24 protein-coding genes and 1 pseudogene are annotated in these 23621 nt (G+C 70.2%); 13 read left to right on the forward strand and 12 right to left on the reverse strand.

Going from position 1 to position 23621, the window contains the following annotated elements; translation table 11 throughout:
* Nucleotides 1–27: 27 nt before the first annotated feature.
* Entirely contained in the window at nucleotides 28–312 is a 285-nt protein-coding gene (locus DDF67_RS14885; RefSeq protein WP_109101653.1) for a hypothetical protein, read from the forward strand.
* 198 nt (nucleotides 313–510) lie between these two features.
* On the opposite strand, the gene DDF67_RS14890 is transcribed toward DDF67_RS14885, so the two are convergent.
* From DDF67_RS14890 to DDF67_RS14905, 4 genes and pseudogenes are all read right to left on the reverse strand, one after another.
* Complete coding sequence (locus DDF67_RS14890; RefSeq protein WP_109101654.1) at nucleotides 511–2418, reverse strand: BCCT family transporter; 1908 nt, start codon at nucleotides 2416–2418, stop codon at nucleotides 511–513.
* Between the two features lie 85 nt (nucleotides 2419–2503).
* Entirely contained in the window at nucleotides 2504–3400 is an 897-nt protein-coding gene (locus DDF67_RS14895) for an ankyrin repeat domain-containing protein (protein ID WP_146198039.1), read from the reverse strand.
* A gap of 5 nt (nucleotides 3401–3405) precedes the next feature.
* Nucleotides 3406–4344 carry a DUF2974 domain-containing protein gene (locus tag DDF67_RS14900; RefSeq protein ID WP_109101656.1) on the reverse strand — a complete coding sequence of 313 codons (939 nt, stop codon included), beginning with the start codon at nucleotides 4342–4344 and terminating at the stop codon, nucleotides 3406–3408.
* Between the two features lie 113 nt (nucleotides 4345–4457).
* A pseudogene (locus DDF67_RS14905) lies at nucleotides 4458–5135 on the reverse strand (ArsR/SmtB family transcription factor); the annotation flags it as partial.
* Between the two features lie 72 nt (nucleotides 5136–5207).
* On the opposite strand from DDF67_RS14905, the gene DDF67_RS14910 reads away from it, so the two are divergent.
* Together DDF67_RS14910 and DDF67_RS14915 are read left to right on the forward strand one after the other, a co-directional pair.
* Entirely contained in the window at nucleotides 5208–6572 is a 1365-nt protein-coding gene (locus tag DDF67_RS14910) for an MFS transporter (protein WP_109101658.1), read from the forward strand.
* A 49-nt stretch (nucleotides 6573–6621) separates the two neighbouring features.
* A complete protein-coding gene (locus tag DDF67_RS14915; RefSeq protein WP_109101659.1) occupies nucleotides 6622–6804 on the forward strand; it encodes a hypothetical protein in 183 nt (60 codons plus the stop codon).
* A 6-nt stretch (nucleotides 6805–6810) separates the two neighbouring features.
* On the opposite strand, the gene DDF67_RS14920 is transcribed toward DDF67_RS14915, so the two are convergent.
* Both DDF67_RS14920 and DDF67_RS14925 read right to left on the reverse strand, forming a co-directional pair.
* Nucleotides 6811–7131 (reverse strand): immunity protein YezG family protein, encoded by a 321-nt coding sequence (locus DDF67_RS14920; RefSeq protein ID WP_109101660.1) that lies wholly within the window; start codon nucleotides 7129–7131, stop codon nucleotides 6811–6813.
* Between the two features lie 29 nt (nucleotides 7132–7160).
* Nucleotides 7161–8300: a DNA/RNA non-specific endonuclease gene (locus DDF67_RS14925; RefSeq protein WP_199229247.1), complete on the reverse strand. Its 1140-nt coding sequence runs from the start codon at nucleotides 8298–8300 to the stop codon at nucleotides 7161–7163.
* A 158-nt stretch (nucleotides 8301–8458) separates the two neighbouring features.
* Between DDF67_RS14925 and DDF67_RS14930 the strand changes: the two genes are divergently transcribed.
* The 3 genes from DDF67_RS14930 to DDF67_RS14940 all read left to right on the forward strand — a co-directional run bounded on the left by DDF67_RS14930 (nucleotide 8459) and on the right by DDF67_RS14940 (nucleotide 11487).
* Nucleotides 8459–10189 carry a VgrG-related protein gene (locus DDF67_RS14930; protein ID WP_109101661.1) on the forward strand — a complete coding sequence of 577 codons (1731 nt, stop codon included), beginning with the start codon at nucleotides 8459–8461 and terminating at the stop codon, nucleotides 10187–10189.
* A gap of 144 nt (nucleotides 10190–10333) precedes the next feature.
* A complete protein-coding gene (locus DDF67_RS14935) occupies nucleotides 10334–10978 on the forward strand; it encodes a hypothetical protein (RefSeq protein ID WP_109101662.1) in 645 nt (214 codons plus the stop codon).
* Nucleotides 10975–11487: a hypothetical protein gene (locus DDF67_RS14940; RefSeq protein ID WP_109101663.1), complete on the forward strand. Its 513-nt coding sequence runs from the start codon at nucleotides 10975–10977 to the stop codon at nucleotides 11485–11487. The genes DDF67_RS14935 and DDF67_RS14940 overlap by 4 nt, the downstream gene beginning before the upstream one ends.
* Here DDF67_RS14940 and DDF67_RS14945 read toward each other — a convergent pair.
* From DDF67_RS14945 to sctU, 6 genes are all read right to left on the reverse strand, one after another.
* Nucleotides 11484–12221: a DUF6683 family protein gene (locus DDF67_RS14945; RefSeq protein ID WP_109101664.1), complete on the reverse strand. Its 738-nt coding sequence runs from the start codon at nucleotides 12219–12221 to the stop codon at nucleotides 11484–11486. The genes DDF67_RS14940 and DDF67_RS14945 overlap by 4 nt on opposite strands.
* Nucleotides 12218–12715, reverse strand: a complete 498-nt coding sequence (locus DDF67_RS14950; protein WP_109101665.1) for a hypothetical protein — start codon at nucleotides 12713–12715, stop codon at nucleotides 12218–12220. Before DDF67_RS14950 ends, DDF67_RS14945 begins: the two co-directional genes overlap by 4 nt.
* A gap of 72 nt (nucleotides 12716–12787) precedes the next feature.
* Nucleotides 12788–13552, reverse strand: coding sequence for a DUF6683 family protein (locus DDF67_RS14955; protein ID WP_109101666.1), 765 nt, complete (start codon nucleotides 13550–13552; stop codon nucleotides 12788–12790).
* A 101-nt stretch (nucleotides 13553–13653) separates the two neighbouring features.
* Entirely contained in the window at nucleotides 13654–14292 is a 639-nt protein-coding gene (locus DDF67_RS14960; protein ID WP_109101667.1) for a hypothetical protein, read from the reverse strand.
* Nucleotides 14293–14384: 92 nt separating this feature from the next.
* Complete coding sequence (gene fliO / locus DDF67_RS14965) at nucleotides 14385–14756, reverse strand: flagellar biosynthetic protein FliO (protein ID WP_101712223.1); 372 nt, start codon at nucleotides 14754–14756, stop codon at nucleotides 14385–14387.
* Nucleotides 14757–14774: 18 nt separating this feature from the next.
* Nucleotides 14775–15914 carry a type III secretion system export apparatus subunit SctU gene (gene sctU / locus DDF67_RS14970; RefSeq protein ID WP_109101668.1) on the reverse strand — a complete coding sequence of 380 codons (1140 nt, stop codon included), beginning with the start codon at nucleotides 15912–15914 and terminating at the stop codon, nucleotides 14775–14777.
* Between the two features lie 474 nt (nucleotides 15915–16388).
* On the opposite strand from sctU, the gene DDF67_RS14975 reads away from it, so the two are divergent.
* The 7 genes from DDF67_RS14975 to sctJ are packed head-to-tail and all read left to right on the forward strand — an operon-like array spanning nucleotide 16389 to nucleotide 23537.
* Nucleotides 16389–16877 (forward strand): lytic transglycosylase domain-containing protein, encoded by a 489-nt coding sequence (locus DDF67_RS14975; RefSeq protein WP_199229248.1) that lies wholly within the window; start codon nucleotides 16389–16391, stop codon nucleotides 16875–16877.
* Between the two features lie 12 nt (nucleotides 16878–16889).
* Nucleotides 16890–18899, forward strand: a complete 2010-nt coding sequence (locus DDF67_RS14980) for a flagellar biosynthesis protein FlhA (protein ID WP_109101670.1) — start codon at nucleotides 16890–16892, stop codon at nucleotides 18897–18899.
* Nucleotides 18900–18912: 13 nt separating this feature from the next.
* Nucleotides 18913–20835 (forward strand): type III secretion system outer membrane ring subunit SctC, encoded by a 1923-nt coding sequence (gene sctC, locus DDF67_RS14985; RefSeq protein WP_109101671.1) that lies wholly within the window; start codon nucleotides 18913–18915, stop codon nucleotides 20833–20835.
* A gap of 4 nt (nucleotides 20836–20839) precedes the next feature.
* Nucleotides 20840–22021, forward strand: coding sequence for a SctD/MshK family protein (locus DDF67_RS14990; RefSeq protein ID WP_109101672.1), 1182 nt, complete (start codon nucleotides 20840–20842; stop codon nucleotides 22019–22021).
* A gap of 30 nt (nucleotides 22022–22051) precedes the next feature.
* Nucleotides 22052–22357 carry a hypothetical protein gene (locus tag DDF67_RS14995; RefSeq protein ID WP_109101673.1) on the forward strand — a complete coding sequence of 102 codons (306 nt, stop codon included), beginning with the start codon at nucleotides 22052–22054 and terminating at the stop codon, nucleotides 22355–22357.
* A 24-nt stretch (nucleotides 22358–22381) separates the two neighbouring features.
* Nucleotides 22382–22783, forward strand: coding sequence for a hypothetical protein (locus DDF67_RS15000; protein ID WP_058348260.1), 402 nt, complete (start codon nucleotides 22382–22384; stop codon nucleotides 22781–22783).
* 10 nt (nucleotides 22784–22793) lie between these two features.
* Nucleotides 22794–23537: a type III secretion system inner membrane ring lipoprotein SctJ gene (gene sctJ, locus DDF67_RS15005; protein ID WP_109101677.1), complete on the forward strand. Its 744-nt coding sequence runs from the start codon at nucleotides 22794–22796 to the stop codon at nucleotides 23535–23537.
* Nucleotides 23538–23621: the final 84 nt, after the last annotated feature.

Here is a 23621-nt window from a genome sequence, read left to right on the forward strand (position 1 = left end):
ATTTTAAGCCCCCTTACGGAGACTCCCATGACCGACTATCCCGCGCTCACACCCGCTCGTCACCGCGTCAGGGCCAAGGCCGAGCTCGACGGCGCCGCCGCCGGCGCGCGCGAGGCCTACACGCATCTCAAGGCCGGCGCCGAGGAACTGATCGAAGGCGGCCGCGATCACTTCGCCGACGCGCGCGAGGTCGCCCAGGCCAAGGTGCGCGAAAAGCCGTTGCTGGCCCTTACCGCCTCCCTGGGCGTGGGCATCCTGCTGGGCCTGCTGCTGCGCGGTCCCCGCACCGTCTACGTCCGCGTGCCCGGCTAAACGACGCCAGGTCAGGCGCGTGAGGCCAGCCTCGCGCGCCTGACCAAGGCGCTTGCTCCGTCCATGGAGGCCAGGTGGTCTGGTCAGTTGCGGCGCGCGCCTATGTGAACCGGTCAGCTCGGGCCGTCCCTGGATGCGAGACGCCGCCGGGAGGAAATCGGGCGGCGATTCGGGGGGCGGAGAATCTCCCGCTGACGCCTAAGCCATCCGCCAGCGTTGAAGATGATCCAGAACGTCGCTTACCAGCTGGTCCTGGGTGAATCCGGTCACATCCCGGGGCCGGACGACGTCGGCAGAATGGGCCATCAGGCGCCATTCCATCGTCCGGCGACCTTCGGGGGCGTCGAGCGCGGTGAGCGCCGGGCGCGGCCGCGCACGGGCGGCCAGCCGATAGTGGAAGACCTTGGCGCCTTCGCCGACCGAGGCTGTGAGGGCCAGGCCGTCATCCTCCTTGGTCAGGGCGGCGGTCAGGCCCTCGGCCTCCAGCCCGGCTCGCACGACTTCCAGCGCGGGAACGCCCGCGCGGTCGATCTGCCGTTGGATTTCGCGACGGCTGGCGGGCGAGAGAATGCGCTTTATCTGTTCAGCGAGCGGCGGGGTCTCGGTGTCTATGGTCCGTCCGGCCACGTCGGCGTTCATCTGCCGCACCAGGCCGATCGACAGCAGGATCATGATCACCGCGAAGGGCAGGGCGGCCACCAGGGTGGCGGCCTGCAGAGCGCCCAGCCCGCCGGCCAGCAGCAGCACGGCGGCCACGAGGCCCAGGAGCACGCACCAGTACATGCGCTGCCAGCGCGGCGTGTCGTCGGCCCCGCCCGAGGCCATGGTGTCGATGACCAGCGCACCGGAGTCGGCCGAGGTGACGAAGAACACCGCCACCAGCAGGATCGCCAGGCTTGAGGTGAAGGTCGTGCCGGGCAGTTCCTCGAAGAAGTGGAAGAGGGCCGTCGACAGGTCGGCGGTGACAGCGCGCGAGATCGCGCCCGCGGCCTGGCCCATGTCCAGGCTGATGGCGGTGTTGCCGAAGACCGTCATCCACAGGAAGGTAAAGCCGGCCGGGACTAGCAGCACGTTGAGCACGAACTCGCGCACCGTGCGGCCGCGAGAGATGCGGGCGATGAACATGCCCACGAACGGCGACCAGGCGATCCACCAGGCCCAGTAGAACAGAGTCCAGTCGGCCATCCACGCTCGCGGCTCGTAGGCGTAGAGGGTGAAGGTGCGGAGGATGAAGTGATCCAGATAGGCGCCGAAGTTCTGCACCAGGGCTTTCAGCAGGAAGCCGGTCGGGCCGATCGCCAGCACGAACAGCATCAACAGGATGGCCAGGATCAGGTTCAGCTCCGACAGACGCCGTACGCCCTTGCCGACGCCGCTCATCATCGAGGCTGTGGCTGCCGCCATGACCACGGCGATCAGGATCACCTGCACCCAGGCGTTGTTGGGGATGCCCAGCAGGTAGCTCAGGCCGCTGTTCATCTGCGCCACGCCGAAGCCCAGCGAGGTGGCGATGCCGAAGGCCGTACCCCAGATGGCGAAGATGTCGACGGCGTCGCCGATCGGTCCGTTGATCCGCTTGCCCAGCAGCGGCGACAGGCCCGAGCGCAGTGTCAGGGGCAGGCCCTTGCGGTGGGCGAAGAAGGCGAGGCTCAGACCGACCACCGCATAGATCGCCCAGGCGTGCACGCCATAGTGGGTGAAGGTGATGACCATCGCCTCGCGCGCCGCCTCGAAGCTGCGCGGCTCCACCTCGGGCGGGTTTATGTAGTGCTGGATGGGCTCGGCGACGCCGAAATACATCAGGCCGATGCCCATGCCGGCGGCGAACAGCATGGCCAGCCACGAGACGTACGGAAAATCGGGCTCGGAGTCGTCTGGACCCAGTTTCAGCGCGCCCGTGGGGCCGAGCGCCAGGAACAGGACCAGCCCCAGGAAGCCGGCCACGGCGGCGACGTAGAACCAGCTGAAGGTGTCGATCACCCAAGCCTGGGCGGTTTTGAAGACGCGGTCGGAGAAGTCCGGTGCGGCGACGGCGAAGACGAGAAGCAGCCCGATGATCAGGCTGGCGCCCCAGAACACACGAGGGTTCATCTTGGTGGTCAGCATCGGCCAACCTTAACGGCGGGAGCCCCTGCACGCCACCCGAGGAGCGGCGGCATGTTCGGAACGCGGTTCGCTCAGGAGTATGCCGTCAGCGCGGCCGCTTGTCGCCGCTTTCGGTCCAGAACCGCCGCATGCGGGCGGTGACGTCCTGCGGCGGAGCAGTCTTCCAGCCGGCGGCGCGGGCCTGCTGGGGGGGCCAGGCGCCGGTCAGGACCAGGTGTCGAGTTTGCTTGGCGTCGGGGCCGCCGGGAATGGCCCAGCCGGCCTTCTTCAGCGCCTCGACGACACGCGGACGGGCGGCCTGTTCCTCGGGCTCGCCGGGGCGCATGGGGCCAGACAGCACCGTTCCGACCGTTTCGCCGTTGCTGCCCACCGCCCAAGGGTCGGCGCCTTTCTCCAGCAGGAGTTCAGCGATGCGGAAGTTCTGCTGCTCCACCGCGATGCGCAAGGGCGTGGCGCCGGTGGCGTCGTGGTCGTTCACCTTGGAGCCGTGCTGCAGCAGCAGGCGCACTGCCCCTAGAGAATTCAGGCCGGTCGCGGCCTTCAGCGGCCAGTAGGCCTCGCGCCGCTGCGGGCTGGCGCCAGCCGCCAATAGTTGGGTGGCAAAGGCCGGGTCGGTGGCGCGCAGGGCCAGGCTCAGCGGAATGGCGTCGCCGGTTCCGTCGGGCGAGACGCCGAGGTCCAGCAAGGCCGAGAGCATCGGTTTGTCGCAGCGGGCGATGGCCAGGCTCAGCAGGTCGCCGTTGGGGCCGCCGCGCGTGGCCTTCAGCGCGGGATCGGCGCGCAGGCGGCGCTGGACCTCGCCGACGTCGCCCTTCAGCACGGCGGCCATCAGGTCGCGACCGGCCTGGCCGTGATCGGCGGCGGCCAGGGCGGCGCGGCTGTCGGGCAGGGCGGTTCCGCCCACGAAGCAGGCGGCGAGCGCGGCGTCCGTCATCATCACCATCGAGGCCGCCAGGGCGGCGATTGCTGCGGGTCGGATCACGGGCCTCAGTTGGCCGTGGCGCGATAGGCCGCGTCAAGGCTCGACGACAGCCAGGCCTGTCCGTGCAGGTCGCCCAGCGAGGCGTCGCCCGCCGACTGGCCCTCGGGCCCGACCGGGGTCAGCACGTGCCGCTCGCCATAGGCCGGCGGAGCGTCGGCCACCAGGCCGCCGATGATCGCGCCGGGAATGCCGCCGATGATGCCGCCCAGGCCCGCGCCCAGCCAGCGGTCGCCGCCGTCCTGCACCCGGCTCAGCGGATCGCCGTCCAGATAGTAGGCGTCGACCTGCGGGGCAGAGGCGCCGCCCGCCCGGGCGGCCTCCAGCGTGTCCTCGTGCAGGCCCGCGGCGTTGAAGGTGTCGGCCGGCAGGCCCGAGGCCACCGCCGCCGCAGAGGCCAGGCCTCCGCCCAGCGAGTGGCCGGTCAGGGTGACGTCCTCGCCCGCTGTGCGCAGGCGCTCGCCGATCACCAGGGCCTTGTCGTAGTGGCCGGAGTCCAGGCCCAGGCCCTGCTGGAAGTTGTTGCGCCAGTCCTCGGCGTTCTGGCTGCCGCGGAAGGCCACGACATAGTCGCCCTGGGCGTCGACATAGACCCGCGCCCGGAAGCTGGAGCCCGGCTCCTCCAGATCGGTGGGATCAAGGCCCAGCCGCGCCAGGTCGTCGGCGCTGGCCACTTCCCAGCCGGCCGGCGGGTTGGGCTTGTCATTATAGACGTCGGCGGCCAGGGCCATGTGCACCCGGGCCTCGGCCAGCTCCGCCGACTTGCCGCCGCCGGCCGCGAAGGCGGAGATCCGCACGTCGGCCTGGGCGGTGGTCGTGATCGCCGGGCGCGAGGCCGGAGCGTCCCACTCGGCCGCCACTCGGGCGTCGACCGCGACCTGGGCGCTGGCGCTGGTGTCGAAGCGGTCGCTCGCCGCGCTGATGCCCGATCCGCCTTCGATACGCATGACCCTGTCCCTCGGCGTCCTCGTCAGGACCGGGATGCTGCGCGCCCGAGGTCTGTGGGGATAGTTGGGGAATTCCCTAGTGCGGGATCAGGCCGCGACCCGGCCGTCGTCGCGAGGCTCACGTCCAGCAGATCGCGCAAGCTGCTCGCGCCCTTGGGTGTCAGCCGCACCGCGCGGCCCTTGTCTTCCGGCGCCAGCCAGCCGCGCGCGCTCATCGCCGCCAGCAACTTCACGCCCAGCGGCCCGGCCAGGTGATGCCGTCGTTCGGTCCAGTCGAGGCACCGGCGCGCGACGCCGCGCGGCGAGGACAGGGTGGAAACCTCGATCCCCAGCTCGCCAAACCAGGCCCGGCCCTCTTCCGTGACCTCGTAGAGCTTGTCGTCGGCGGGGGCGAGTAGGCCGCGTTCCACCAGGGCGTCGGCGACCTTGACCCCCAGCCGCCCGGCCAGATGGCCATAGCAGCAGCGGGCGTCGCGCAGGGCGCGGGCCTTGGGCGAGCGCGGTATCTCCAGCGACCGCACGGGCGCGGCGATCGCCGACAGCGCCTCGATGGCGTGCGCCACCTCGGGGGAGGCCAGGCGGTAGTAGCGGTGGCGGCCCTCGCGCTCGACGCTGAGCAGCCCGCCTTCCACCAGCTTGCTCAGGTGATTGCTGGCGGCCTGGGCCGTGACGCCCGCCGCCCAGGCCAGGGCCCCGGCCGGCTGGGCGCGGCCGTCCTGCAGCGCCAGCAGCATGGCGGCGCGGACCGGGTCGCCGATCAGGGCGGCGGGGCTGGCGATGTTTGCGTCCATGGGCTCACTCTACCCCGAACGTCGACGCAATGGTTCATCGACGCGTGTAGCATCCGGCGGCGCGGACGGCGCATGACGAGGGCCATGAGCACCAAGACCTCCCGCCTGCCGTGGATCACGGCCGCAGCCAGCTTCGGCTTCCTGGTCACCCAGCTGGACGTGACCATCGTCAATGTGGCCCTCGACGCCATCGGCGACGCGTTCGATGCGCCTAACGCCCAGCTGCAATGGGTGGTCGACGCCTATGTGCTGGCGCTGGCGGCCATGCTGCTGTCGGCCGGAGCGATCGGCGACCGGGTCGGACCCAGGCGGGCCTTCCTGGCGGGGCTGGTTCTGTTCGGCCTGGCCTCGGCCGCCTGCGGCTTCGCCGACAGCCCCCTGAGCCTGATCCTGGCCCGCGTCGCGCAAGGAGCGGCCGGCGCGCTGCTGATCCCGCCGTCCCTGGCCCTGATCGCCCACGCCGCCCACGGGGACGATCGCCTCCGCGCGGCCGCCGTTGGCTGGTGGACGGCCGCCGGCGGGGTGTCGATCGCTGCCGGACCCGTGCTGGGCGGCCTGCTGGTCGAGACCCTGGGCTGGCGCTGGGTGTTCTTCGTCAACGTGCCGCTCTGCGCGATCGGCGCGGTGCTGGCGCTGCTGGCGGCGCCGGCGACCCCGGCCAGGCCCAAGGTTCCGTTCGACCTGCCGGGCCAGGCCCTGGCCGTGGCGGCCGTCACCCTGCTGGTCGGCGGCCTGATCGAGGGCGGCCATCGCGGCTGGGGCGGCGCGCCGCTGGCGGCCCTGGTCGCCGGCTTGGTCCTCGCGGGCGCTTTCGTGATGTTCGAGCGCAATGCCCGCCATCCGGCCATGCCGCTGTCGGTGTTCCGTAGCCGCCCGGCCTGGAGCGCCGTGGTCGTCGGCTCGGCGCTGAACTTCACTTATTATGGCCTGATCTTCGTGCTCGGCCTCTACATGCTGCGAACCCTGCACTGGACACCGGGCAAGGCGGGCCTGGCCTTCCTGCCGCTGACGGCCACCTTCATCGTCTCCAACCTGGCCAGCGGCTCCCTGGTCGGACGCTTGGGCGCCCGGGCGGTCACCAGCGGCGGGGTGCTGGTCGCCGCCTGCGGCTACGCCCTGACGGCGCGCCTGGGCCCGGAGAGCGGCGTGCTCGACATGCTGCCGGGCTTTGCTTTGATCCCCGGCGGCATGGGCCTGGCCATTCCGGCCCTGACCAGCGGCCTTTTGGCCAATGTCGACCGCCACGACGCCGGCGCGGCCTCGGGCGTGCTCAACGCCTGCCGACAGGTGGGCGGGGCGGCTGGGGTTGCGATCTTCGGGGCGCTTTCAGGGGCGAGCATGGCCACGGGTCTGCGAACCTCGGCCATCGTGGCGACGGCGATGCTGGTCGCCGCGGCCGCCGTGCTGCTGGCGCCGGATCGCCGGCGTCGTGGCTAGGGTGTAACCTCGCTCATCGGGCCAAGCGCCGGGCGAGGAGAGGGGCAGGATGGAGCGTTTCGAACGCCCCCTTGAAGGGCCCGGCAGCGAGCGGCGTCTGAAGACCATACAGGGACGCTTCCGCGTGGCGTCGGCCAAGGGGCGTCGCAATCCCTACTTTCCGCTCGTGGTGATCGGCGTGTTCGCGGCTTCGGGCCTTGCGAGCTGGCTGCTGCTGCGGCTGGTCTGGTAGGCGGCCTTACGCCGCCGCGTAGTCGTACTTCAGGTCGAAGGCGCCGTCCGACTTCAGCGAGAACACCGCCTTCGACCACGGCTCGTGGGCGCTCGACGCGGTGATGCGGTGCAGGTTCCGCAGCGCCTTCGACACCGTGTAGTCCAGCTTGCGCACGTCCAGGTCGGCCACGTCGCCGGCGGCCTTGGTGTAGTCGCCGGTCAAGCCCACCGAGCCGTCGATGACGTCGACATGCAGGCGGATCTCCGACCAGGGCTCGGCCACGCTGTCGGCCAGGGCCTGGCCGACGTGGCGGTAGATGCCTTCGGGGCTGTCGATGTCGGCCATGGAATCCTCCGGGAGGCGTGGACGCTAATCTAGTCGTTGAAGAAGGTGCGGGTCGAGGGCTTGCCGTCGATGACGTACTCCACCCTGAACGCGTCGGGCCGCTTGGAGTCGCCTTCGAACACCGCCTTGATGTCGACGTCGACCTGCTTGCCCTCCTTCAGGGCGGCGGCCCATTCGTTCTCCATCACCTTCCAGCCGCTCTTGTTCAGCGTGCCGTCCATGGCGTGGTAGTTGATCTGCTCGCCGGGCCCGTTGAAGATCGCCGCGATCAGGTGGCCGCCCTCGTCGCCGTCGACCCCGTCCTTGATGCCGCCTTCCTGGCCCGCCTTGGTCTGCTGGTAGCCGTTGCGGTCGGCGTGCTTCAGGTCGAGCGTGCCGGTCACCTGCTCCACGCGGCCGCTGGCGTCGGTGGAGTAGGTGTAGCGGCCGCTGACCACGTAGTCGGTGTTGGGCGCCAGTTCGCCGTTCAGCTTGGCGTTCCAGCCGCCCTTGGCGCCTTGATCCAGCTCGACGCGGGGACGGGCCGACAGCGCCTCGTCCAGCTTGCGGCTGGCGGTCTCCAGCGTCTGGCGGGCGCTGTCGGGCAGCTTGTCCAGCGGCAGGGCGTCGATCGCGCCCTTCAGCTTTTCGAGCGCCGGCTTGGCGGCGGCGGCGAAGGCGCTGTCGACCTTGGCCAGGTCGGCGGCCTTGCTCACCGTCTCGGCCCACTTGCCAAGCTTGCCCAGCTTGGCCGCGTCGCCGATGTAGGGAACCATGCTGACGGCCGACAGGCCTGCGCCCAGGAAGTCGCCGCGGAACAGCGAGATCACCCCGTTGACGCCGTCCGAGATCGGCGTCGGGTCGAACAGGCCCGCGACGTCCAGCGCCATCTGGCCAAGGTCGAGGATCAGTTCCTGCTTCTGGGCCGCCGTGGCCGCGTCCATGTCGTCGGCCAGGCGCTTCTGGTCGGCGGGCGACAGGTCGGCCTCAATCTCCGTACGCAGGCTCTGGGCCTTGGCGGGATCGGACTTGGCGATTTCCGAAAGCTGCCCGGCCAGTTCGCTGGTGTTCAGCTGGCCGCCGGTGCGGCTGGCCGCCAGCAGGCCGGAAGCCTCGGTGGAGACGCTGGCGGCGCTCGATGCGACCCGCGTGGAAGCCCCAAGGGACTCGGCCGCGTTCAGTCCGGACATGGATGCCTCCGTTGCGCCTCGACTGGCGCGACGATGGCCGGGGGCAGGGGGCGCCGATAGCTGGGGGCGTCCCTAGCTAGGGATAACCCTAGTTATGCGGCCGGCGGGCCGGGACTAGCGTCCTCTCCATAGGAAAGCGTCCGTACCAGGAGTGCCCGATGACCGCCGTGTCCCTCAACACCCAGTCATCCGTTTCCAGCTCCGGCGGCGGCAGGTCCAACGACTACGTGGTCAAGACCGGCGACAGCCTGTCGTCGATCGCCGACAAGCACGGCGTGTCGCTGGACGCCCTGATCCGCGCCAATCCGCAGATCACCAATCCCAACCTCATCCGGCCCGGCCAGGAAGTGACTGTGCCGACGGGCGCGGCGACCGAGCCGCGCAGCTACACGGTCGAGGCGGGCGACAACCTCTCCAGCATCGGCGCCGAGTTCGGCGTATCCTGGCAGTCGATCGCCCAGGCCAACCGGCTGTCGAACCCCAACCTGATCAATGTCGGCCAGGAGCTGCAGATCCCCGGCGGCGGGGCGGCGGCGCGGCCGGCTCCCTCCACGGCCGACGCGACCCCGACCTCGCCGACCGCCACGGGCCAGGCGACCGGCGTCCTGCCGTCCACTCAAGGCATGAGCGACGCGCAGAAGTACGAGCTCTATTCGGGATACGTGAACGCCTATGGCGACGCCCAGGCCAAGGCGGATCTGGCCGCCGGCAAGCAGGTGATCCTGGGCCTGCGCACCGAGACCAGCCTGAACGCCAACGGCGGCAAGGGCGCTTATGACGACCGCGTCGTTGTTCTGCAGAAGGGCGGCAAGGTCCAGGAGTTCGCGGCCAACACCGAGCCTTCGGCCCAGTACGACGGCCGTTACGGCGCCGACTTCAACGGCGATGGCCGCAAGGAGCTGGGTCGCATCGCCGAGGGCACGGTCACCTTCCAGAAGAGCACGAGCTCCAGCCTCGGCGACGTGCTGCGCCCGACCGAGAGCCACGCGATCCAGCGCGACACCAACCACGACGGCCGGATCGACGACAATGACGCCAAGGGCAAGGGCGTCAGCACCGACAACTCGTTCCTGTTCCACGCCGGCGGCAACTCCAACACCGGCTCGGCCGGCTGCCAGACGCTGAAGCCCGGCGACTTCCAGGCGTTCTGGAACGGCCTGGGCGGCCAGAAGACCTTCAACTACGTGCTTGTGAACGTGGACAAGCAGGGTCCGCCCGGCGGCGCGACCACCACCACGCAAACGGAAGCCTCGGGCGACGCGCGCATCGGCGCCCTGTCCGAACAGTACGAGACCGGCGGGCGCGGCCCGGGCACGGTGTCGAGCGGGGCGGGCGATCCCGGCGGCGTCTCCTACGGCACCTACCAGCTGGCCGGCAATCGCAACCGACCGCAGGAATTCCTCGCCGCCGAGGGCCGCCAGTGGGCCGCAGAGTTCGGCGGCGCCTCGCCCGGCTCGGCCAGCTTCACGGCCACCTGGAAGGCGATCGCCGCCCGCGAGCCCGAGAAGTTCGAGGCCGCCCAGCACAACTACATCCAGCGCACCCACTACCAGGTGCAGCTCGACACGGTCAGCAACGCCACGGGCCTGGATCTTTCGACCCGCTCGGCGGCGATCCGCGACGTGGTCTGGTCCACCTCGGTGCAGCACGGGCCGGAGACGGGCGCCATCGTCAAGGCGATGGCCAGGGTTGCAGGGCAGGGGCTCTCGCCCGCCGACGGCAAGGCCTACGACCGCGCCCTGATCAACGCCATCTATGACGAGCGCGGCAAGCGTAACGACGCCGGCCAGCTGGCCTATTTCACCAGCGCCTCGGCCGCGGTGCAGGTCTCGGTCGCCAACCGCTTCGCCAGCGAACGCCAGGACGCCCTGGCCATGCTGGGCCGCTGAGAACCGCCGTGGCGGGCTGGCGTTGATAGCGCATGGCCTGCTCCGGATCACCCGACGATGAAGTTTGCTCCCCCAACCCTCATCGCCCTCGCACTGGCCGTTGCCGGTTGTGAGCGACCGGCGGCGGCCGATCCCCCCCTACCCATGGCCGCCGCCGGCACCGCTGACGCCTCCGTGCAAGGTCCGGCCGGACGATATGTGATGGGCGGCCAGCGTCGCGGCGTGCTGACCCTGACTCCCGATGGCGAGGCCTGGCGCATAAGCCTGTCGGGCGGCGCGCTCTCCGACGGCGCGGCCACGGCGGCCGACTGCGAGCTGCAGGCCGAGGGCGCGTTGAGGAACGGCAGGATCGAGGGCAAGGTCGTGCCCTTCGAGGGGGCGAACATCTCGCTCAGCGCCGCCGACCTCGCGACCCGTCCGGCCAAGGCCGAGGTGACCCTGAAGGCGGAGACGGCGATCGTGACTACGGATTTCCAGGGCTGCGGCGTCGGCGCCGACCTTTCGGGCCGCTATGTGCGCCAGGCGCCGGGCGCGATCTCAGAGGGCGACAGCGTGGCCGACCTGTCCGCCGCCCTGCCGGACGCGCGGCTGACGATCCTCGACGGCTATCCCTGGGCCCGTTTCGCCATCGAGCGCGACGGCAAGCGCCTGGCCGTCGTTCAGTTCGACGGCGAGAACGAGGAGCTGGCCGACGGCCGCAACAGCCAGCAGGCGATTGGCGCGCAGCTTGGCTGGAGCGCGCTGAAGCCCGCCTTGCGGGTCGTCAAGGTCGAGGGAGGCGCGTCGTGATCCGTCCCGTAGAGCGCAGCTCGGGCGTCGACCTCTCCACCTGGACGCCGTCGACCACGGCGGCGCGGGCCGGGGTGGCGCGGCTGGCGATCGAGGCCATGGCCACCGTCGTCGGCGCGGCCCTGGTCGATCCCCTGCGCGGCGGCGATCGCGGCCAGGCGGCCGCCTTCGTCTGGGCCGAGCACGGCCAGTCGAGCATGGCCCAGGTGGGCGCCGACCTGCGGATCCTGGCCGCCCAGAGCGGCCAGTCGGTGGCCGGCCGTCTGTCGGCGACCTCGCCGGTGGACGCCGGCCGCATCGAGCGGGTGCTGGCCGATTTCGCCCGCGAGCTTCGCGCCCAGGCCGCCGACAAGCCGCACCTGACTCCCGCGGCCATCGTCGAGCCGCTGCTGCGCTCGGTCGCCGCCGGCCTGCAGCGCGAGCCGGCCCCAGGCGCTGCGCGCGGCGACGTGGTCGAGCAGTTCGTGCGGATCATCGACGGCGCGACTGCGGAACTGAAGGCCGTCTAGTTTCTGGCGAAGCCGCGTCCGGTCAAGCTCAGGCGGCGCAGATCCACGCCCATCTCGCTCTTGAAGCGCGCCACCGCCGCGTCGCCCAGCCTTTGCAGGCTGGCCTGGTCGCCGCGCTTGAGGGCATCTACATAGGCTGCCTGCTGGGCCAGGAAGTTCAGCATCAGCACCTCGGCGAACTCCTGGCGCTGGGCTTCGCCGAGGCGCGCATAGGCGGGGTTTGACGTCATGATCGCCCGCACCTGGTCGCGCACCGCCAGGGTCTGGGCGCGGTTGTTGTCGCCGCGATTGGCGATCATCCAGTTCAGCACCCAATAGCCGGCCAGGGCGTCTGCGGCGTCGCCCGGCCGCAGGCCGTCGGCAGCCACCAGCTGAGCCCAGTTCTGAACGGGATCCCGCGCCTGCATGGCGGCGGCGATCTTGCGGCCGCCTTCGGCGCCGGCCTGGCGGGTCATGTGCTGGGCGAACTGCGCGCGCACCTTGGCGCTGACCTGCGGCGAGGCGCGATAGCCGGTCGAAGCCTGGGCCTGCCTCGCGGGCGCCGGCGCCGGCTTGTGCGTCTGCTCCACGCTTTGGGCGATTACCGTGTTCATCGCCGAGGTCTGCAGGCCGCCGGCGCCGATGGTCGAGCCCATGTAGCCGAGGTCGGGAAAGCCCTGGGCCGACGCGCCGCCGGCCAGAACCAGCATCAGCGCGATCGTAGCGCCCGTCGCGATCCCGAGGCGGGCGCTCAAGTCTTCGGCTCCGAAGGCGCCGTCGTATCGGTGCGGGTCAGGTTGGCCAGGGCCGCGGCCGGGCGATCCAGCTTGTTGTGGACCGAAAGCGTCACGTCCATCCAGGCCTGGCCGCGCATCTGGCTCCACCACTCGTCGTGGACGGCGGCCTGGAAGTCGCCGTTGACCCGCTCGGATCGAGTCTCGACCACCGGGTCGGCGACGGTGTCGGCGGTGTCCTCCACGACGCCCACCGTGTCGTCGACCACGCCGCCGACGCCGTCCAGCAGGCCGCCCAGGCCCTTGGCCAACAGCGCGCCTTCCAGGGCGCCGCGCTGGGCGGGCGGCAGGCCTTTCAAAGCCTGAGCGGTCTGCGCCGGACCGGCGGCGGCGAAGGCCGCGGCGTCTACTTCGCCGGTGCGCTGGAAGCGGTCGACGGCCTCATCCAGGCGGCCGGGGCGCGGCGAAGGCGCGGCGGCGGCGCGGGCCGGGGCGGAAGGGTCTTGCACGATCATGGCCGGGGCCTCCTCGAGTGCAGCCTGCGCCGGGCTCGTCGCCGTCGCTATTGGGGTTTTCCCGAGCAGGTATCAGCGCACGAAGCCGGCCTCGGTCAGCTTCAGCTGCCGCAGGTCGACGCTCATCTCGTTGCGGAAGCGCGCCACGGCGGCTTCCGACAGCTGGCGGCTCAGCGTGGTGTTCTTCTTGGCGTTGGCGTCGGAGAAGGCCGAGCCCTGGGCCACGAAGTTCAGCATGAACACCTCGGCCATCTCCTGCTTGCCGGCGTCGTCGAGGCGGGCGAAGGCTGGGTTCGAGCCCAGGGCCCGCGAGACCTGGCCGCGCACGCCCTGCACCTGGGCGCGGTTGGCGAAGGGCACGTTGTTGGCGATCTGCCAGTTCTGCACCCAGTAGGCGGTCATGGCGTCGGCCACGTCGCCGCGGCGCAGGCCGTCGACCGAGACGTGCTTCTCCCAGGCGCCCAGCAGGTCCTTCTGCTGCACCGCCTGGCGCAGGCGCTCGCCATTGGCCGGGTCGCGCTTGGCGACGAAGTCGGCGAACTGGCCGCGCACGCGCGTTGAGACGGCGGGCGAGGGGCGATAGCGGGTGCTGACGGCCCCGGCGTTGCGCTGCTGGGCCGACAGGCTGGCGCCGGGCACGGGCCTGGCCGTGGTGGAACGGGTGCGGCCGCCGCGCTGCACCGTCGAGCCCAGCACGTTGTTCATCTGGCCCACCGACATCATCGACGAGCCGAAGTCCATGTACTGGGTGCCGATGCTGGAGAAGTCCTGCGCCGCGGCCGGCAGGCCGATCATCAGGGCGACAGCGCTGAGCGCGGGAACGAGGCGGCGGGTCATCCGGTGTGCTCCACTGTTTTTCCAACCCTGACGTGCAATATTGACAAGAAAACGACAGGCGGCCAGATGGCCGCCTGCCTTTTCTACTGTAGCGCTTGAGCTTAACCCTTGCGGGCGAGGGTCGAGCCGGCTTCGCCGATGGACTTGATCGAGTTGTTCAGGGCCTGGCTGACCATGTTCATCTCCTGGCCCAGGGCCTGGATCTCGGCGGTCAGCTGGCCGTACTTGGAGTCCTTGGAGTCCAGGCCGCCCAGTTCGTCGGTCTTGGCCTTCATCTGACCCATCTTGCCGTCCATCACCTTGCCGAGAGCCTTGGCCAGGGCGACCAGGAAGCTGTCGCCCTTGGACGACTTGCCTTCGCCGCCGTCGCGGACGCTGTCGAGGATGGCGCTGGTCCAGCTCTGGGCCACGTCCTCGGCGGTGCGCTGCAGGTCGCCCTGTTCAGCCGGGCTGAAGCCGAAGGTGTCGGCGGCGTTCTGCACCGAGTCGGTCAGGCTCTGGGCAGCGCCGCCCGGATTGCCGGTGGCGGCCTGGAAGACGCCCTGGGCCAGGTCGATCACGCCCTGCGGCAGACCCAGCTGCTGACCGACCTGCTGGATCACCTGGCTGGCGACCGAGCTGATGATCTGCTGGAAGATCGACTGGAAGGCCAGCGAGGTGCCGCCGGTGAGCGCCGCCAGGGCGACGGTGCTGAACAGGCTGCCGATGTTGAGACCGCCGCCGCTGAAGATGCCGGACATGTTTCGAACTCCGCGATTTGAAATCTGTCGTCTTCGGTCCCGCGTTCATCGCTGCGACCTGACGCCGCAAGACAACCATTCCGGATCGATCGTCAGTAGTCGGGTCGTTCCCTAGCTAGGGTTTTCCCTATCAGCCGGCGCATGGCGGCCGAGGGCTGGGCCGCGCGCATCCGGGCCTCGTCGGCGGCGCGGGCTTCGGCGGCGATCTCCTCGGGGCTGCGCGTGCGGCGGTCCAGCACGGTGATCTGGCCGGCGGTGACGCCCAGCAGGAACACCTCGTCGCGATAGGCCACCAGGGTCAGCCGTTCGCGCTGGCCCACGGGCAGGGCCCGCAGGTAGCGGATCTGGTCGTCGCTGGCGGGGCCGGCCTGCACCCGCTTGAGCAGCTTCAGCGAAAAGAACGCCAGGCCCAGCACGATGGCCAGGGCGATGGCGACGGTCAGCAGGTCGAGAATGGCGCTCACGAAGGCTCCGTCTGGCGGCTAGGGCAGGGGCGGGAAGCTGGGACCGGGCGGCGGCTCGTCGCCTTGGGGCCTTGCGGCCTCCTCGGCGGCGGCCTTTTCCTGATCGTCCTTCAGGCGGCGGGCCCACAGGATCACCTCGGCCACGGCGGCGAACAGGTCCTGGGGCACGATGTCGTCGATGGCCGCCTTGTCTCGCAGGGCGCGGGCCAGCTCGACGTTGCGGATGATCGGCACGCCCGCCTCCTCGGCCGCCTCGCGCATGGTCTGGGCGATCGGCCCTTCGCCCTTGCCCAGCAGCACCGGAGCGGCGTGCTCGGCCGGATCGTAGGCCAGGGCGCAGGCGATGTGCGTGGGGTTCACGACCAGCACCGAGGCGTCGCGCGCGGCCTGGGCGGCGTTCTGCTGGGCCCATTCCTGGTGCAGCTGCCGCCGGTGGGCCTTCACGTGCGGATCACCCTCGGAATCCTTCATCTCCTGGCGAATGTCGCGCCGGCTCATCCGCATCTTCTTGGTGAAGCTGTGACGCTGGTAGGCGAGATCCAGCAGCGACACGAAGACGAACAGCAGCACCGTCCCGGCCAGCAGCTTGAAGGTCAGTCCGCCGTAGGCGGAGAGGGCGCCATCGGCCTCGCCGGCCGGCAGGGCCATCAGCTTGTCGAACGACAGCGCCACGATGATCCAGGTGAAGATCCCCAGCAGCAGGGTCTTGGCCAGCGACTTGGCCACCTCGAACAGGTTGTCGAGGCTGAACATGCGCTTGAGCCCCTCGCCGGGGTTCATGTGCGACATTTTCGGGCTCATCTTCTCGAAGGTGAAGACCGGCCCCACCTGGCCGAATTCCGCCAGCGTGCCGAAGATCGCCACGGGCACGAAGGTGATCGCCGTCAGCAGCACGAAGGCCTTGCCGGCCGCCGCGCCGGCGATCGGCCAGGCCTCGGCGAACGGGCGGTCCATCACCGCGAAGACTTCGTCGAAGAGCCCGCCCAGCCGGTCGAAGGCGAAGCCCGCCGTCATCGCCCCCAGCAGCAGCCACACCCCCAGCACGGCGGTCGAGGTCAGGTCTTTGGACTTGGGAACGTCGCCCTTCTTGCGGGCGTCCGACAGCCGCTTGGGTGTCGGCTTCTCGGTCTTGTCCCCGCCGTCGTTCTTTTCAGCCATAGCGTGTGTTCTGGCGTCGTCGCGATGGGCGTCGGGCGTTCGCCGACCGGTGAGATTCCGACAAAGGCTCCAATCATGGCTAAAAGGCGGCGAGCTTAGCCATAGTAGTGGTTAAGCTGAGCAATAGAATTTGTTGTCTGGTAAGCAGTATACAGAGTATGAAAATTGTTTTAATTCCTAGGTTGACAGGATTGATCGGCGAAAGTTAGCTTTTGGATGGGTAGTATGCACAGGCGGGGCGCTGCATAGAGGGATAAATTTATGCGCAAGTTCCGCGTAGTGGCGTCGAGCGTGTGTTTAGTCTTATTTTCTTCAAGTCCAGTGTTCGCATATGAATGCGTGACCGCCGACGGCTTGAAGTTCAGCAGCGCTCTTCCGATCAATGAAAAGTTCTCGCTGGCGCGCATAGATTGCGTTGAGGAAACACAACCGACAGGGGTGTCCGAACAGCTCCGTCTCTATGACGCACCCCAGATGGCGACCGCCGTTATCTCGGCTGGACGTGTCTCCCCGGCGCCGATCACCATCAGCCGGACCGCTCGCGGCCCCTCCCTCTACGCACCGCTCGTCGCCGCCGCGGGCCGCGACTTCGACATCGATCCGGATCTGTTGCAGGCGGTCATGCACGTGGAGTCCCGGGCCAATCCGGGGGCGGTCTCGCCCAAGGGCGCCCGCGGCCTGATGCAGATCATGCCGGCCACCGCCAAGCGCTTCGGGGTGCGGGATCCGGCGGTCGAGCTGGGCGATCCGATGGTCAACATCCGCACCGGCGCGGCCTATCTGAAAACCCTCCAGGGCCACTTTGGCAACGACCTGGAACTGGTGCTGGCGGCCTACAACGCCGGCGAGGGCGCGGTCATGAAATACGGCCGCAAGATCCCGCCCTATCGCGAGACGCAAGGATACGTCGCCAGCGTCCTCGACCGCTATCGCGGCCTGGTTTCAGCCCGCGGCGGCTTCTGAGGACCATTCCCCATGAGCGTCGAAGGCTATCTCAAGCGCCTGCAAAGGCGTCCGCGCCAGGGCGTCATGGCGCGCTTCAGCGACCTGTTCCTGGTGGCCGGCGTCGTGGCGATCGTCGCCCTGATGATCCTGCCGCTGCCGGCCCTGGCGCTCGACGCCCTGGTGGCGGTCAACATCTGCTTCGGCGTGATGCTGCTGCTGATCGCGATCTACATCTCAACGATCGTCGAGTTCTCGGTGTTCCCGAGCCTCCTGCTGATCACCACGCTCTACCGGCTGGCCCTTTCGATCGCCACGACCCGGATGATCCTGATCGAAGGCCACGCCGGGCACATCATCGACACCTTCGGCACGATGGTCGCCGGCGGCAATCTGGTGGTCGGCCTGGTGGTGTTTCTAATCATCACCGTCGTGCAGTTCATCGTCATCGCCAAGGGCGCCGAGCGGGTGGCCGAGGTGGCCGCGCGCTTCAGCCTCGACGCCATGCCGGGCAAGCAGCTGTCGATCGACAGCGACCTGCGCTCGGGCATGATCGACAAGGACGAGGCTAAGCGCCGCCGGCGCGTGCTGGAGATGGAGAGCAAGCTCCACGGCAGCCTCGACGGCGCGATGAAGTTCGTCAAAGGCGACGCCATCGCCAGCATCATCATCGTAGTCATCAACCTGCTGGGCGGCCTGACTATCGGCATGCTGCAACAGGGCCTCGACTTCGGCTCGGCCATCCACAAGTACTCGATCCTGACCATAGGCGACGGCATGGTCACCCAGATCCCGGCTCTGCTGGGCGCCATGGCCGCCGGCCTGATCGTCACCCGCACCACCGACGAGGACAGCGAGACCCACCTGGGCGACGCCATGCGCCGGCAGTTCGCGGCCAAGCCCCGGGTGTTCCTGGTGGCCGGCGGCATCTGCTGGCTGATGGCCCTGGTGCCCGGCTTCCCGGTCGTGGTCTTCCTGCTGCTGGGCGGCGTGGCCATCGTCACCGGCGCGCTGCTCGACGTCGACATGCGCGCTCGCCTGACCCGCAGGATCGCCCCGGCCCGCGCCGCGGCGGAGGAGGCCAAGGCCTCGCCGGCCGCCGCCCGCACCAAGGTCACCGAAACCCAGCCGGTCGTGCCGCTGCTGCTCGAACTCGACGGCGAGGGCGTGCGTCGCCACGAGGCCGCCGTCATGACCCGCGGCCTGGAGGAAGTGCTGGAGGAGTTCGAGCTGCGCCTGGGCGTGGCCCTGCCGCGCGCCTCGTTCCACTACGGCGAGGCCCCCGGCGCGCCGCGCTGGCGCCTGCTGGCCTTCGAGGCTCCGATCGGCGCCGGCGAGCTGGCCCATCCGGCCGACCTCTCGGAGCTGCAGGACGCCGTGCGCCAAGCCCTGCGCCGCAATGCGGGCCTGTTCGTCGGCATCCAGGAAGCCAGCAACCTGCTGACCCGCGCCGGCGCCGAATATCCCGAGGTGGTCAAGGAAGCCGCCCGCGCCCTGCCTCTGGCCCGTATCGCCGAGGTCATGCGCCGCCTCGCCGAGGAAGAGGTGCCGCTGCGCAACCAGCGCGACATCCTGGAAGCCCTGGCCGACGCCGGCCAGCGCGAGAAGGACCCGCTGGCCCTGACCGAGTTCGCCCGCGTCGCCCTGCGTCGCCAGATCAGCCACCGCTACGCTCCCGACGGCGAGCTTCGCGCCGTCGTGCTGGAGCCGGCCCTGGAGCAGCACCTGCGCGAGGCCATCCGCACCGGCGGCGGCGCCCAGCAGCTGGCGCTGGACCCCGAGATGAGCCGCCGCGTCACCGAGGCCCTGCTGGCCAAGGTCGACGAGACGGGGGCCACCGTCGTCCTGGCCGCCATCGACCTGCGCCGGCACGTGCGCAAGCTGATCGAGGCCCGCGCCTTCGATCTGGGCGTCCTGTCCTTCCACGAACTGCTGCCGACCCTGCGGCTGGACGTGGCCGGCCGCGTGGCCTTCCCGCGCGAGCCCCTCACCGTAGTGCCCAACGATCCCGACCCGCCGCCGCCCGAGTCCGCGGCCGCCTGAACCCGGAGACAGAATGTCGCTTCCGAAGGATCCTGCTGCTGTTCGCTCTGCCTACCTGCGCAGAGCCGCCCGCATCGGCGTCGCCGCGGCGGTGGCCGCCGCGCTCGCCGCGACCGCGCCCCAGACGTACGCCGGCGAGGTTCCGCTGGGCGCCCGCAACGTCGACCTGACCGCGCGCGAGCAGCCGATCGCCCAGTTCCTGCAGAACTTCTACAACCAGATCGGCGTGCCGGTGGTGATCTCCTCGCAGGTCACCGGCACGATCAACGGCGTCTTCCGCGGCCCGGCCACCAAGATCGACGCCGACATCTCCAAGGCCTTCGACCTCGTCACCTATTACGACGGCGGCGCGGCCTATGTTTACACCGCAGCCCAGCTGTCCAGCCGCAGCTTCCCGATCTCGGGCTCGGCCTCGCGGCGGGTCGACCGGGCGGCCCGGCAGCTTGGCCTGCTCGACAACCGCAACACCCTGCGCGCCACCGGCGACATGCTGGTGGCCACGGGCGCGCCGCGCTTCCTGCAGCAGGTCGACGAGCTGGCCCGCGGCGGCGTCCAGGCCGAGGCCGCCTCGCCGACCCTGCAGTATCGGGTCTTCTACCTGCGCTACGGCTGGGCCGACGACGTGAACCTGACGGTCGGCTCGCGGCAGGTGACCATTCCGGGCGTGGCCTCGATCATCCGCTCGCTGGTCAGCTCCGATCCCAATGAGCGGGCCGGCGCGGCCGCCCGCAGCGAGAGCCCCATCCCCGCCGCAGTCCAGGGCCTGCGCGGCCAGGGCCTGGCGACGCTGGGCACGCCCAATCCCGGCGGCGCCTTCTATGGCGGCCAGGACGGGCAGGGGACCCTGGGCACGCCGCTCGCCAACGAGCAGACCGGCGTCTACTCGCCCCAGAACCCCGTCCGCGTGCAGGCCGACACCCGCCTCAACGCCGTCATCGTCCGCGACGTGGCCGAGCGCATGTCGGCCTACGAGGAACTGGTCCGCGCGCTGGACGTCGAGCCGCAGCTGCTCGAGGTCGAGGCGGCGATCATCGACATCGACACGACCAAGGCCCGCGACCTGGGCGTCAATTGGCGCTTCGACGACGGCAACGGCGGCATCCAGTTCGGCCGCGGCCCCGACGCCCCGGCCGGCCTGGAAGACGCCAACCTGGTGCGTGGCAACACCTCGCCCAAGTCGGCAGCCGGTCTTGTCGCCTCGACGATCATCGGCAACGGCGACTATTTCGCCGCCCGCCTCAACGCCCTTGAGACCGAAGGCGTGGCCCGCGTCGTGTCGCGGCCGCAGATCGTCACCCTGTCGAACGTCGAGGCGGTGTTCGAGAACAGCCGCGACTTCTACGTCCGCCTGGCCGGCGAGCGCGACGTCGACCTCTTCAACGTCACCGCCGGCACGACCCTGCGCGTCACCCCGCACGTCACTCGCGACGGAACCCAGACCCGCATCCGCATGCTGGTGAGCATCGAGGACGGTTCGCTGACCAACGCCAGCGTCGACGACATCCCCGTCGTCCGCCGCGCCGCGCTCAACACCCAGGCGCTGATCCAGGAAGGCCAGAGCCTGCTTCTGGGCGGCATGACCGTGCAGTCCGACACCACCGGCTCGCAGAAGATCCCGGTGCTGGGCAACATCCCGGTCTTGGGCAACCTGTTCAAGGTGCAGTCGCGCAGCAGCGGCCGCATCGAGCGGATGTTCCTGATCACCCCGCGCCTGGCCTCGATCGCCGCGCCGCGCTCCACCACGCCCGCCGGCCTGCGCTACGACGCGCCGGCTTCCGGGTTCGAGAGCGCGCCGCTGCCGGCCGCGCCGACCCTGCCGTCCAACCGCAAGCCCGCCAAGGTCGCCCCCGGGGCGCCCGCCCAGATGCTGCCGCCGGCTCCGCCCCCAGCGCCGGAACCCTACGGCACGATGAAACCCATCCCCAATCCGAGCTAGGCCCATGACCGATCAAGCCCTGCTGTCCGAAGAGCCGACCGAAATCCCCGCCGCCACGCCGTCCGAGGCGCTGGTCGTCAAGGTGCTGTCCGGCCGCGTCGCCGGCGCCCTGCTGCCATTGCCGGCCGGCGAGAGCGCCGAGCTTGGCCACGGCTTCGACGCCGACATCGTCCTGCGCGACCCCAGCGCCAGGGGCGTGCGCGTGCGCCTGACCGCCGGCGAGGAGTCCGCCGAGATCGAGGTGGTCTCCGGCCAGGTCGAGATGCTCGGCCACCGGCTTGAGGCGCCGGCCCGCGCGGTGCTGCCCTGCTACGTGCCGCTGGTCGTCGGCGACAACGCCCTGGCCCTCGGCGTCGAGGAAAGCCCGCGCTGGCGCGAGGCCGAGCGCCTGCTGGCCGCTTCGGCTCAAGGCGAGACCGCCGCGCCGTCGGAGGAGGAGGGGAGCGACCTCTTCGAGGACGGCCGCAGCCTGCTGCGGCGCACGCTGGATCGCGGCGTGCGGGTGGTCGGCTCGACGCCGCACCTCGTTCCCGCCCTGGTGTTCGGCGCCGCCCTGGCCTGCGTCACCTATGCGGTCGCCAACGTGCCCCGGTTCGGCGGCCAGGAGGCCAGTCCCTCCAAGGTCCACGCCCTGCTGCGCCAGGAAGGCTACGGCGCCCTGGCCGTGCAGCCGCAGGCCGACGGCAAGCTGGTCATCGCCGGCGTGCTGAACCGCGACGCCGAGAAGGCGCGCCTGGCCCGTCTGGTCAGTTCGCGCGAACTGCCCGCCCGCGTCGAGGTGGTGACCAGCGAAGGCCTGGCCCAGAACGTCGAGGATGTCTTCCAGGCCAACGGCCTGGCCGCCACCGCCCGACCCAACGGCCTTGGCCGCGTGCAGGTGCAGGTCACCGGTCCCGCCCAGGACGTGGCCAAGGTGGAGAAGATCGCCCGGCACGACGTCAAGGGCCTGCGCGACCTCGATGTCGACCGCGCGGCGGGCGGCGACCGCTTCGGCGCGGTGTTCGACCAGGGCCCCGGCAAGCGCGTGGTGGCGGTGGTCGGCGGCGACGCCGGCTACGTCGCCACCGCCGACGGCGCCCGCTACTTCGCCGGCTCCACCCTGCCGACGGGCGACCGCATCGTGGGCGTCGAGAGCCAGGCCGTCGTCGTCGAGAAGGACGGCGCCACCACTCGCCTGATGTTCTGACAATCCAACCCGATACGAGGAGAAACGTCCATGTCCGACAGCAGCATTTCCGGTTTCGGAGCCTCCGTCGCCCCCGGCATCCTGGGCTCCAACAACAAGAACCGGCCCGGCAGCTGGTTCGAGGCCATGGCCCATGCCTGGGGCCAGGTGCTCGACCAGCAGGCCGTGCGCATCACCGAGCTTTCCGACCAGATCGGCCCCGGCGGCGAGGACAAGCCCTCGGTCATGGCCCAGCTGACCGCCGAGAGCCTGCGCATGAACTTCATGGCCAACTCGGAATCCACCTCGGTCGACAGCGTCGGCCGCGCCCTCGAAACCATGGCCCGCAAGAACTAAGCGCGTCTTTCAGGAGAGGACGCCATGTCCTTCGATCCCGTTTCGGCCGCCGCCCTGGCCATGCCCCAGGAAGCCGCGCCCCAGGTGACCCAGGTCGGCTACGGCGCCAGCCTCACCGACGCCGTCCAGTTCCAGAACGCCCTGCACACCGCCGGCGCCTCGCAGGTCGCGGGGCTTGGCGGTCCCGAGGCCCTGGCCCCGGCCATGAAGGGCGTCTTCAACCAGCTGGAGTTCGTCAACAGCCAGGCCTCGAACCTGGCCGCCCACGCCAAGGCCGCCGAGGCCAAGGGCGCGGCGATCACCCCCGGCGAGATGATCGGCCTGACCGTCCAGTGCCACGAGTTCATGTTCAACTGCCAGCTGACCTCGAACATCGCCAACCGCACGTCCGACGGCCTGCAGCAGCTGTTCCGGCAGCAAGCCTAGGGTGACGGCCATGCGCAAGATCTTGCCCGCCGTGCTCGTGGCCGCCGCCCTGGGGCTCTCGGCCTGCGCCGAGAAGGAGCTCTATGGCGGGCTCACCGAGCGCGAGGCCAACGAGATGGTCGCCGTGCTGCAGAACGCCAATGTCGCCGCCTCTAAGAGCAGCAAGGACGGCAAGGTCTGGGCGCTGAAGACCCGCGCCGAGCAGTTCTCCTCGGCCGTGGCGGTCCTGCACGACCAGGGCTATCCGCGCGACAAGTTCGAGAGCCTGGGCGAGGTCTTCAAGAAGGAGGGCTTCGTCTCCTCGCCGATGGAACAGCGGGCGCGGCTGATGTACGGCCTGTCGCAGGAGCTCAGCCAGACCATCTCGTCGATCGACGGCGTGGTGCAGGCCCGCGTGCACATCGCCGTGCCCGAGGCCGATCCGCTGGCCGAGCAGCAGAAGCCGTCCTCGGCCTCGGTGTTCATCCGCCATAACCCCGACGTCGATCTCTCCGGCCAGGTGGGCTCGATCAAGGCGCTGGTCACCAACTCGATCGAGGGCCTGCCCTACGACAAGGTGACGGTGGTGATGTTCCCGGCCAAGCCGGTCATGGCCGCCGCGCCCGTCTCGCCGATCCGTTCCTTCACCATGCCGGCCATCGCCATTCTGGCGGCGATCGGCGGAGTGGGCGCCTATGTCTTCAGCCGCACCAACCGGGGCAAGCCGCGCCGCAAGCTGAAGACCCTGGCCGAGTCCGGGACGCCCGTCGCATGAACGCCCGCGCCGACCGCCAGCGCCTGGTCGCCCAGGCCCGCCTGCTGGGCGCCGTCGGCGCGCCTGCGCCGGTCGGCCCGCGCG

Origin of the sequence: Caulobacter endophyticus (assembly GCF_003116815.1) — a bacterium.
In the GTDB taxonomy this organism is placed as follows: Bacteria; Pseudomonadota; Alphaproteobacteria; order Caulobacterales; family Caulobacteraceae; genus Caulobacter; species Caulobacter endophyticus.

What these genes read in the sequence shown, in the direction of transcription:
- DDF67_RS14980 (WP_109101670.1), top strand. Translation starts at nt 16,890, where the DNA reads ATGAGCGTCGAAGGCTATCTCAAGCGCCTGCAAAGGCGTCCGCGCCAG.
- DDF67_RS14925 (WP_199229247.1), bottom strand. Translation starts at nt 8,300, where the DNA reads ATGTCCGGACTGAACGCGGCCGAGTCCCTTGGGGCTTCCACGCGGGTC.
- DDF67_RS14950 (WP_109101665.1), bottom strand. Translation starts at nt 12,715, where the DNA reads ATGATCGTGCAAGACCCTTCCGCCCCGGCCCGCGCCGCCGCCGCGCCT.
- sctU (WP_109101668.1), bottom strand. Translation starts at nt 15,914, where the DNA reads ATGGCTGAAAAGAACGACGGCGGGGACAAGACCGAGAAGCCGACACCC.
- DDF67_RS14990 (WP_109101672.1), top strand. Translation starts at nt 20,840, where the DNA reads ATGACCGATCAAGCCCTGCTGTCCGAAGAGCCGACCGAAATCCCCGCC.
- sctC (WP_109101671.1), top strand. Translation starts at nt 18,913, where the DNA reads ATGTCGCTTCCGAAGGATCCTGCTGCTGTTCGCTCTGCCTACCTGCGC.
- DDF67_RS14930 (WP_109101661.1), top strand. Translation starts at nt 8,459, where the DNA reads ATGACCGCCGTGTCCCTCAACACCCAGTCATCCGTTTCCAGCTCCGGC.
- DDF67_RS14960 (WP_109101667.1), bottom strand. Translation starts at nt 14,292, where the DNA reads ATGTCCGGCATCTTCAGCGGCGGCGGTCTCAACATCGGCAGCCTGTTC.
- DDF67_RS14910 (WP_109101658.1), top strand. Translation starts at nt 5,208, where the DNA reads ATGACGAGGGCCATGAGCACCAAGACCTCCCGCCTGCCGTGGATCACG.
- DDF67_RS14975 (WP_199229248.1), top strand. Translation starts at nt 16,389, where the DNA reads ATGGCGACCGCCGTTATCTCGGCTGGACGTGTCTCCCCGGCGCCGATC.
- DDF67_RS14915 (WP_109101659.1), top strand. Translation starts at nt 6,622, where the DNA reads ATGGAGCGTTTCGAACGCCCCCTTGAAGGGCCCGGCAGCGAGCGGCGT.
- DDF67_RS14890 (WP_109101654.1), bottom strand. Translation starts at nt 2,418, where the DNA reads ATGCTGACCACCAAGATGAACCCTCGTGTGTTCTGGGGCGCCAGCCTG.
- DDF67_RS14955 (WP_109101666.1), bottom strand. Translation starts at nt 13,552, where the DNA reads ATGACCCGCCGCCTCGTTCCCGCGCTCAGCGCTGTCGCCCTGATGATC.
- DDF67_RS14935 (WP_109101662.1), top strand. Translation starts at nt 10,334, where the DNA reads ATGGCCGCCGCCGGCACCGCTGACGCCTCCGTGCAAGGTCCGGCCGGA.
- DDF67_RS14995 (WP_109101673.1), top strand. Translation starts at nt 22,052, where the DNA reads ATGTCCGACAGCAGCATTTCCGGTTTCGGAGCCTCCGTCGCCCCCGGC.
- DDF67_RS15000 (WP_058348260.1), top strand. Translation starts at nt 22,382, where the DNA reads ATGTCCTTCGATCCCGTTTCGGCCGCCGCCCTGGCCATGCCCCAGGAA.
- DDF67_RS14885 (WP_109101653.1), top strand. Translation starts at nt 28, where the DNA reads ATGACCGACTATCCCGCGCTCACACCCGCTCGTCACCGCGTCAGGGCC.
- DDF67_RS14920 (WP_109101660.1), bottom strand. Translation starts at nt 7,131, where the DNA reads ATGGCCGACATCGACAGCCCCGAAGGCATCTACCGCCACGTCGGCCAG.
- DDF67_RS14900 (WP_109101656.1), bottom strand. Translation starts at nt 4,344, where the DNA reads ATGCGTATCGAAGGCGGATCGGGCATCAGCGCGGCGAGCGACCGCTTC.
- sctJ (WP_109101677.1), top strand. Translation starts at nt 22,794, where the DNA reads ATGCGCAAGATCTTGCCCGCCGTGCTCGTGGCCGCCGCCCTGGGGCTC.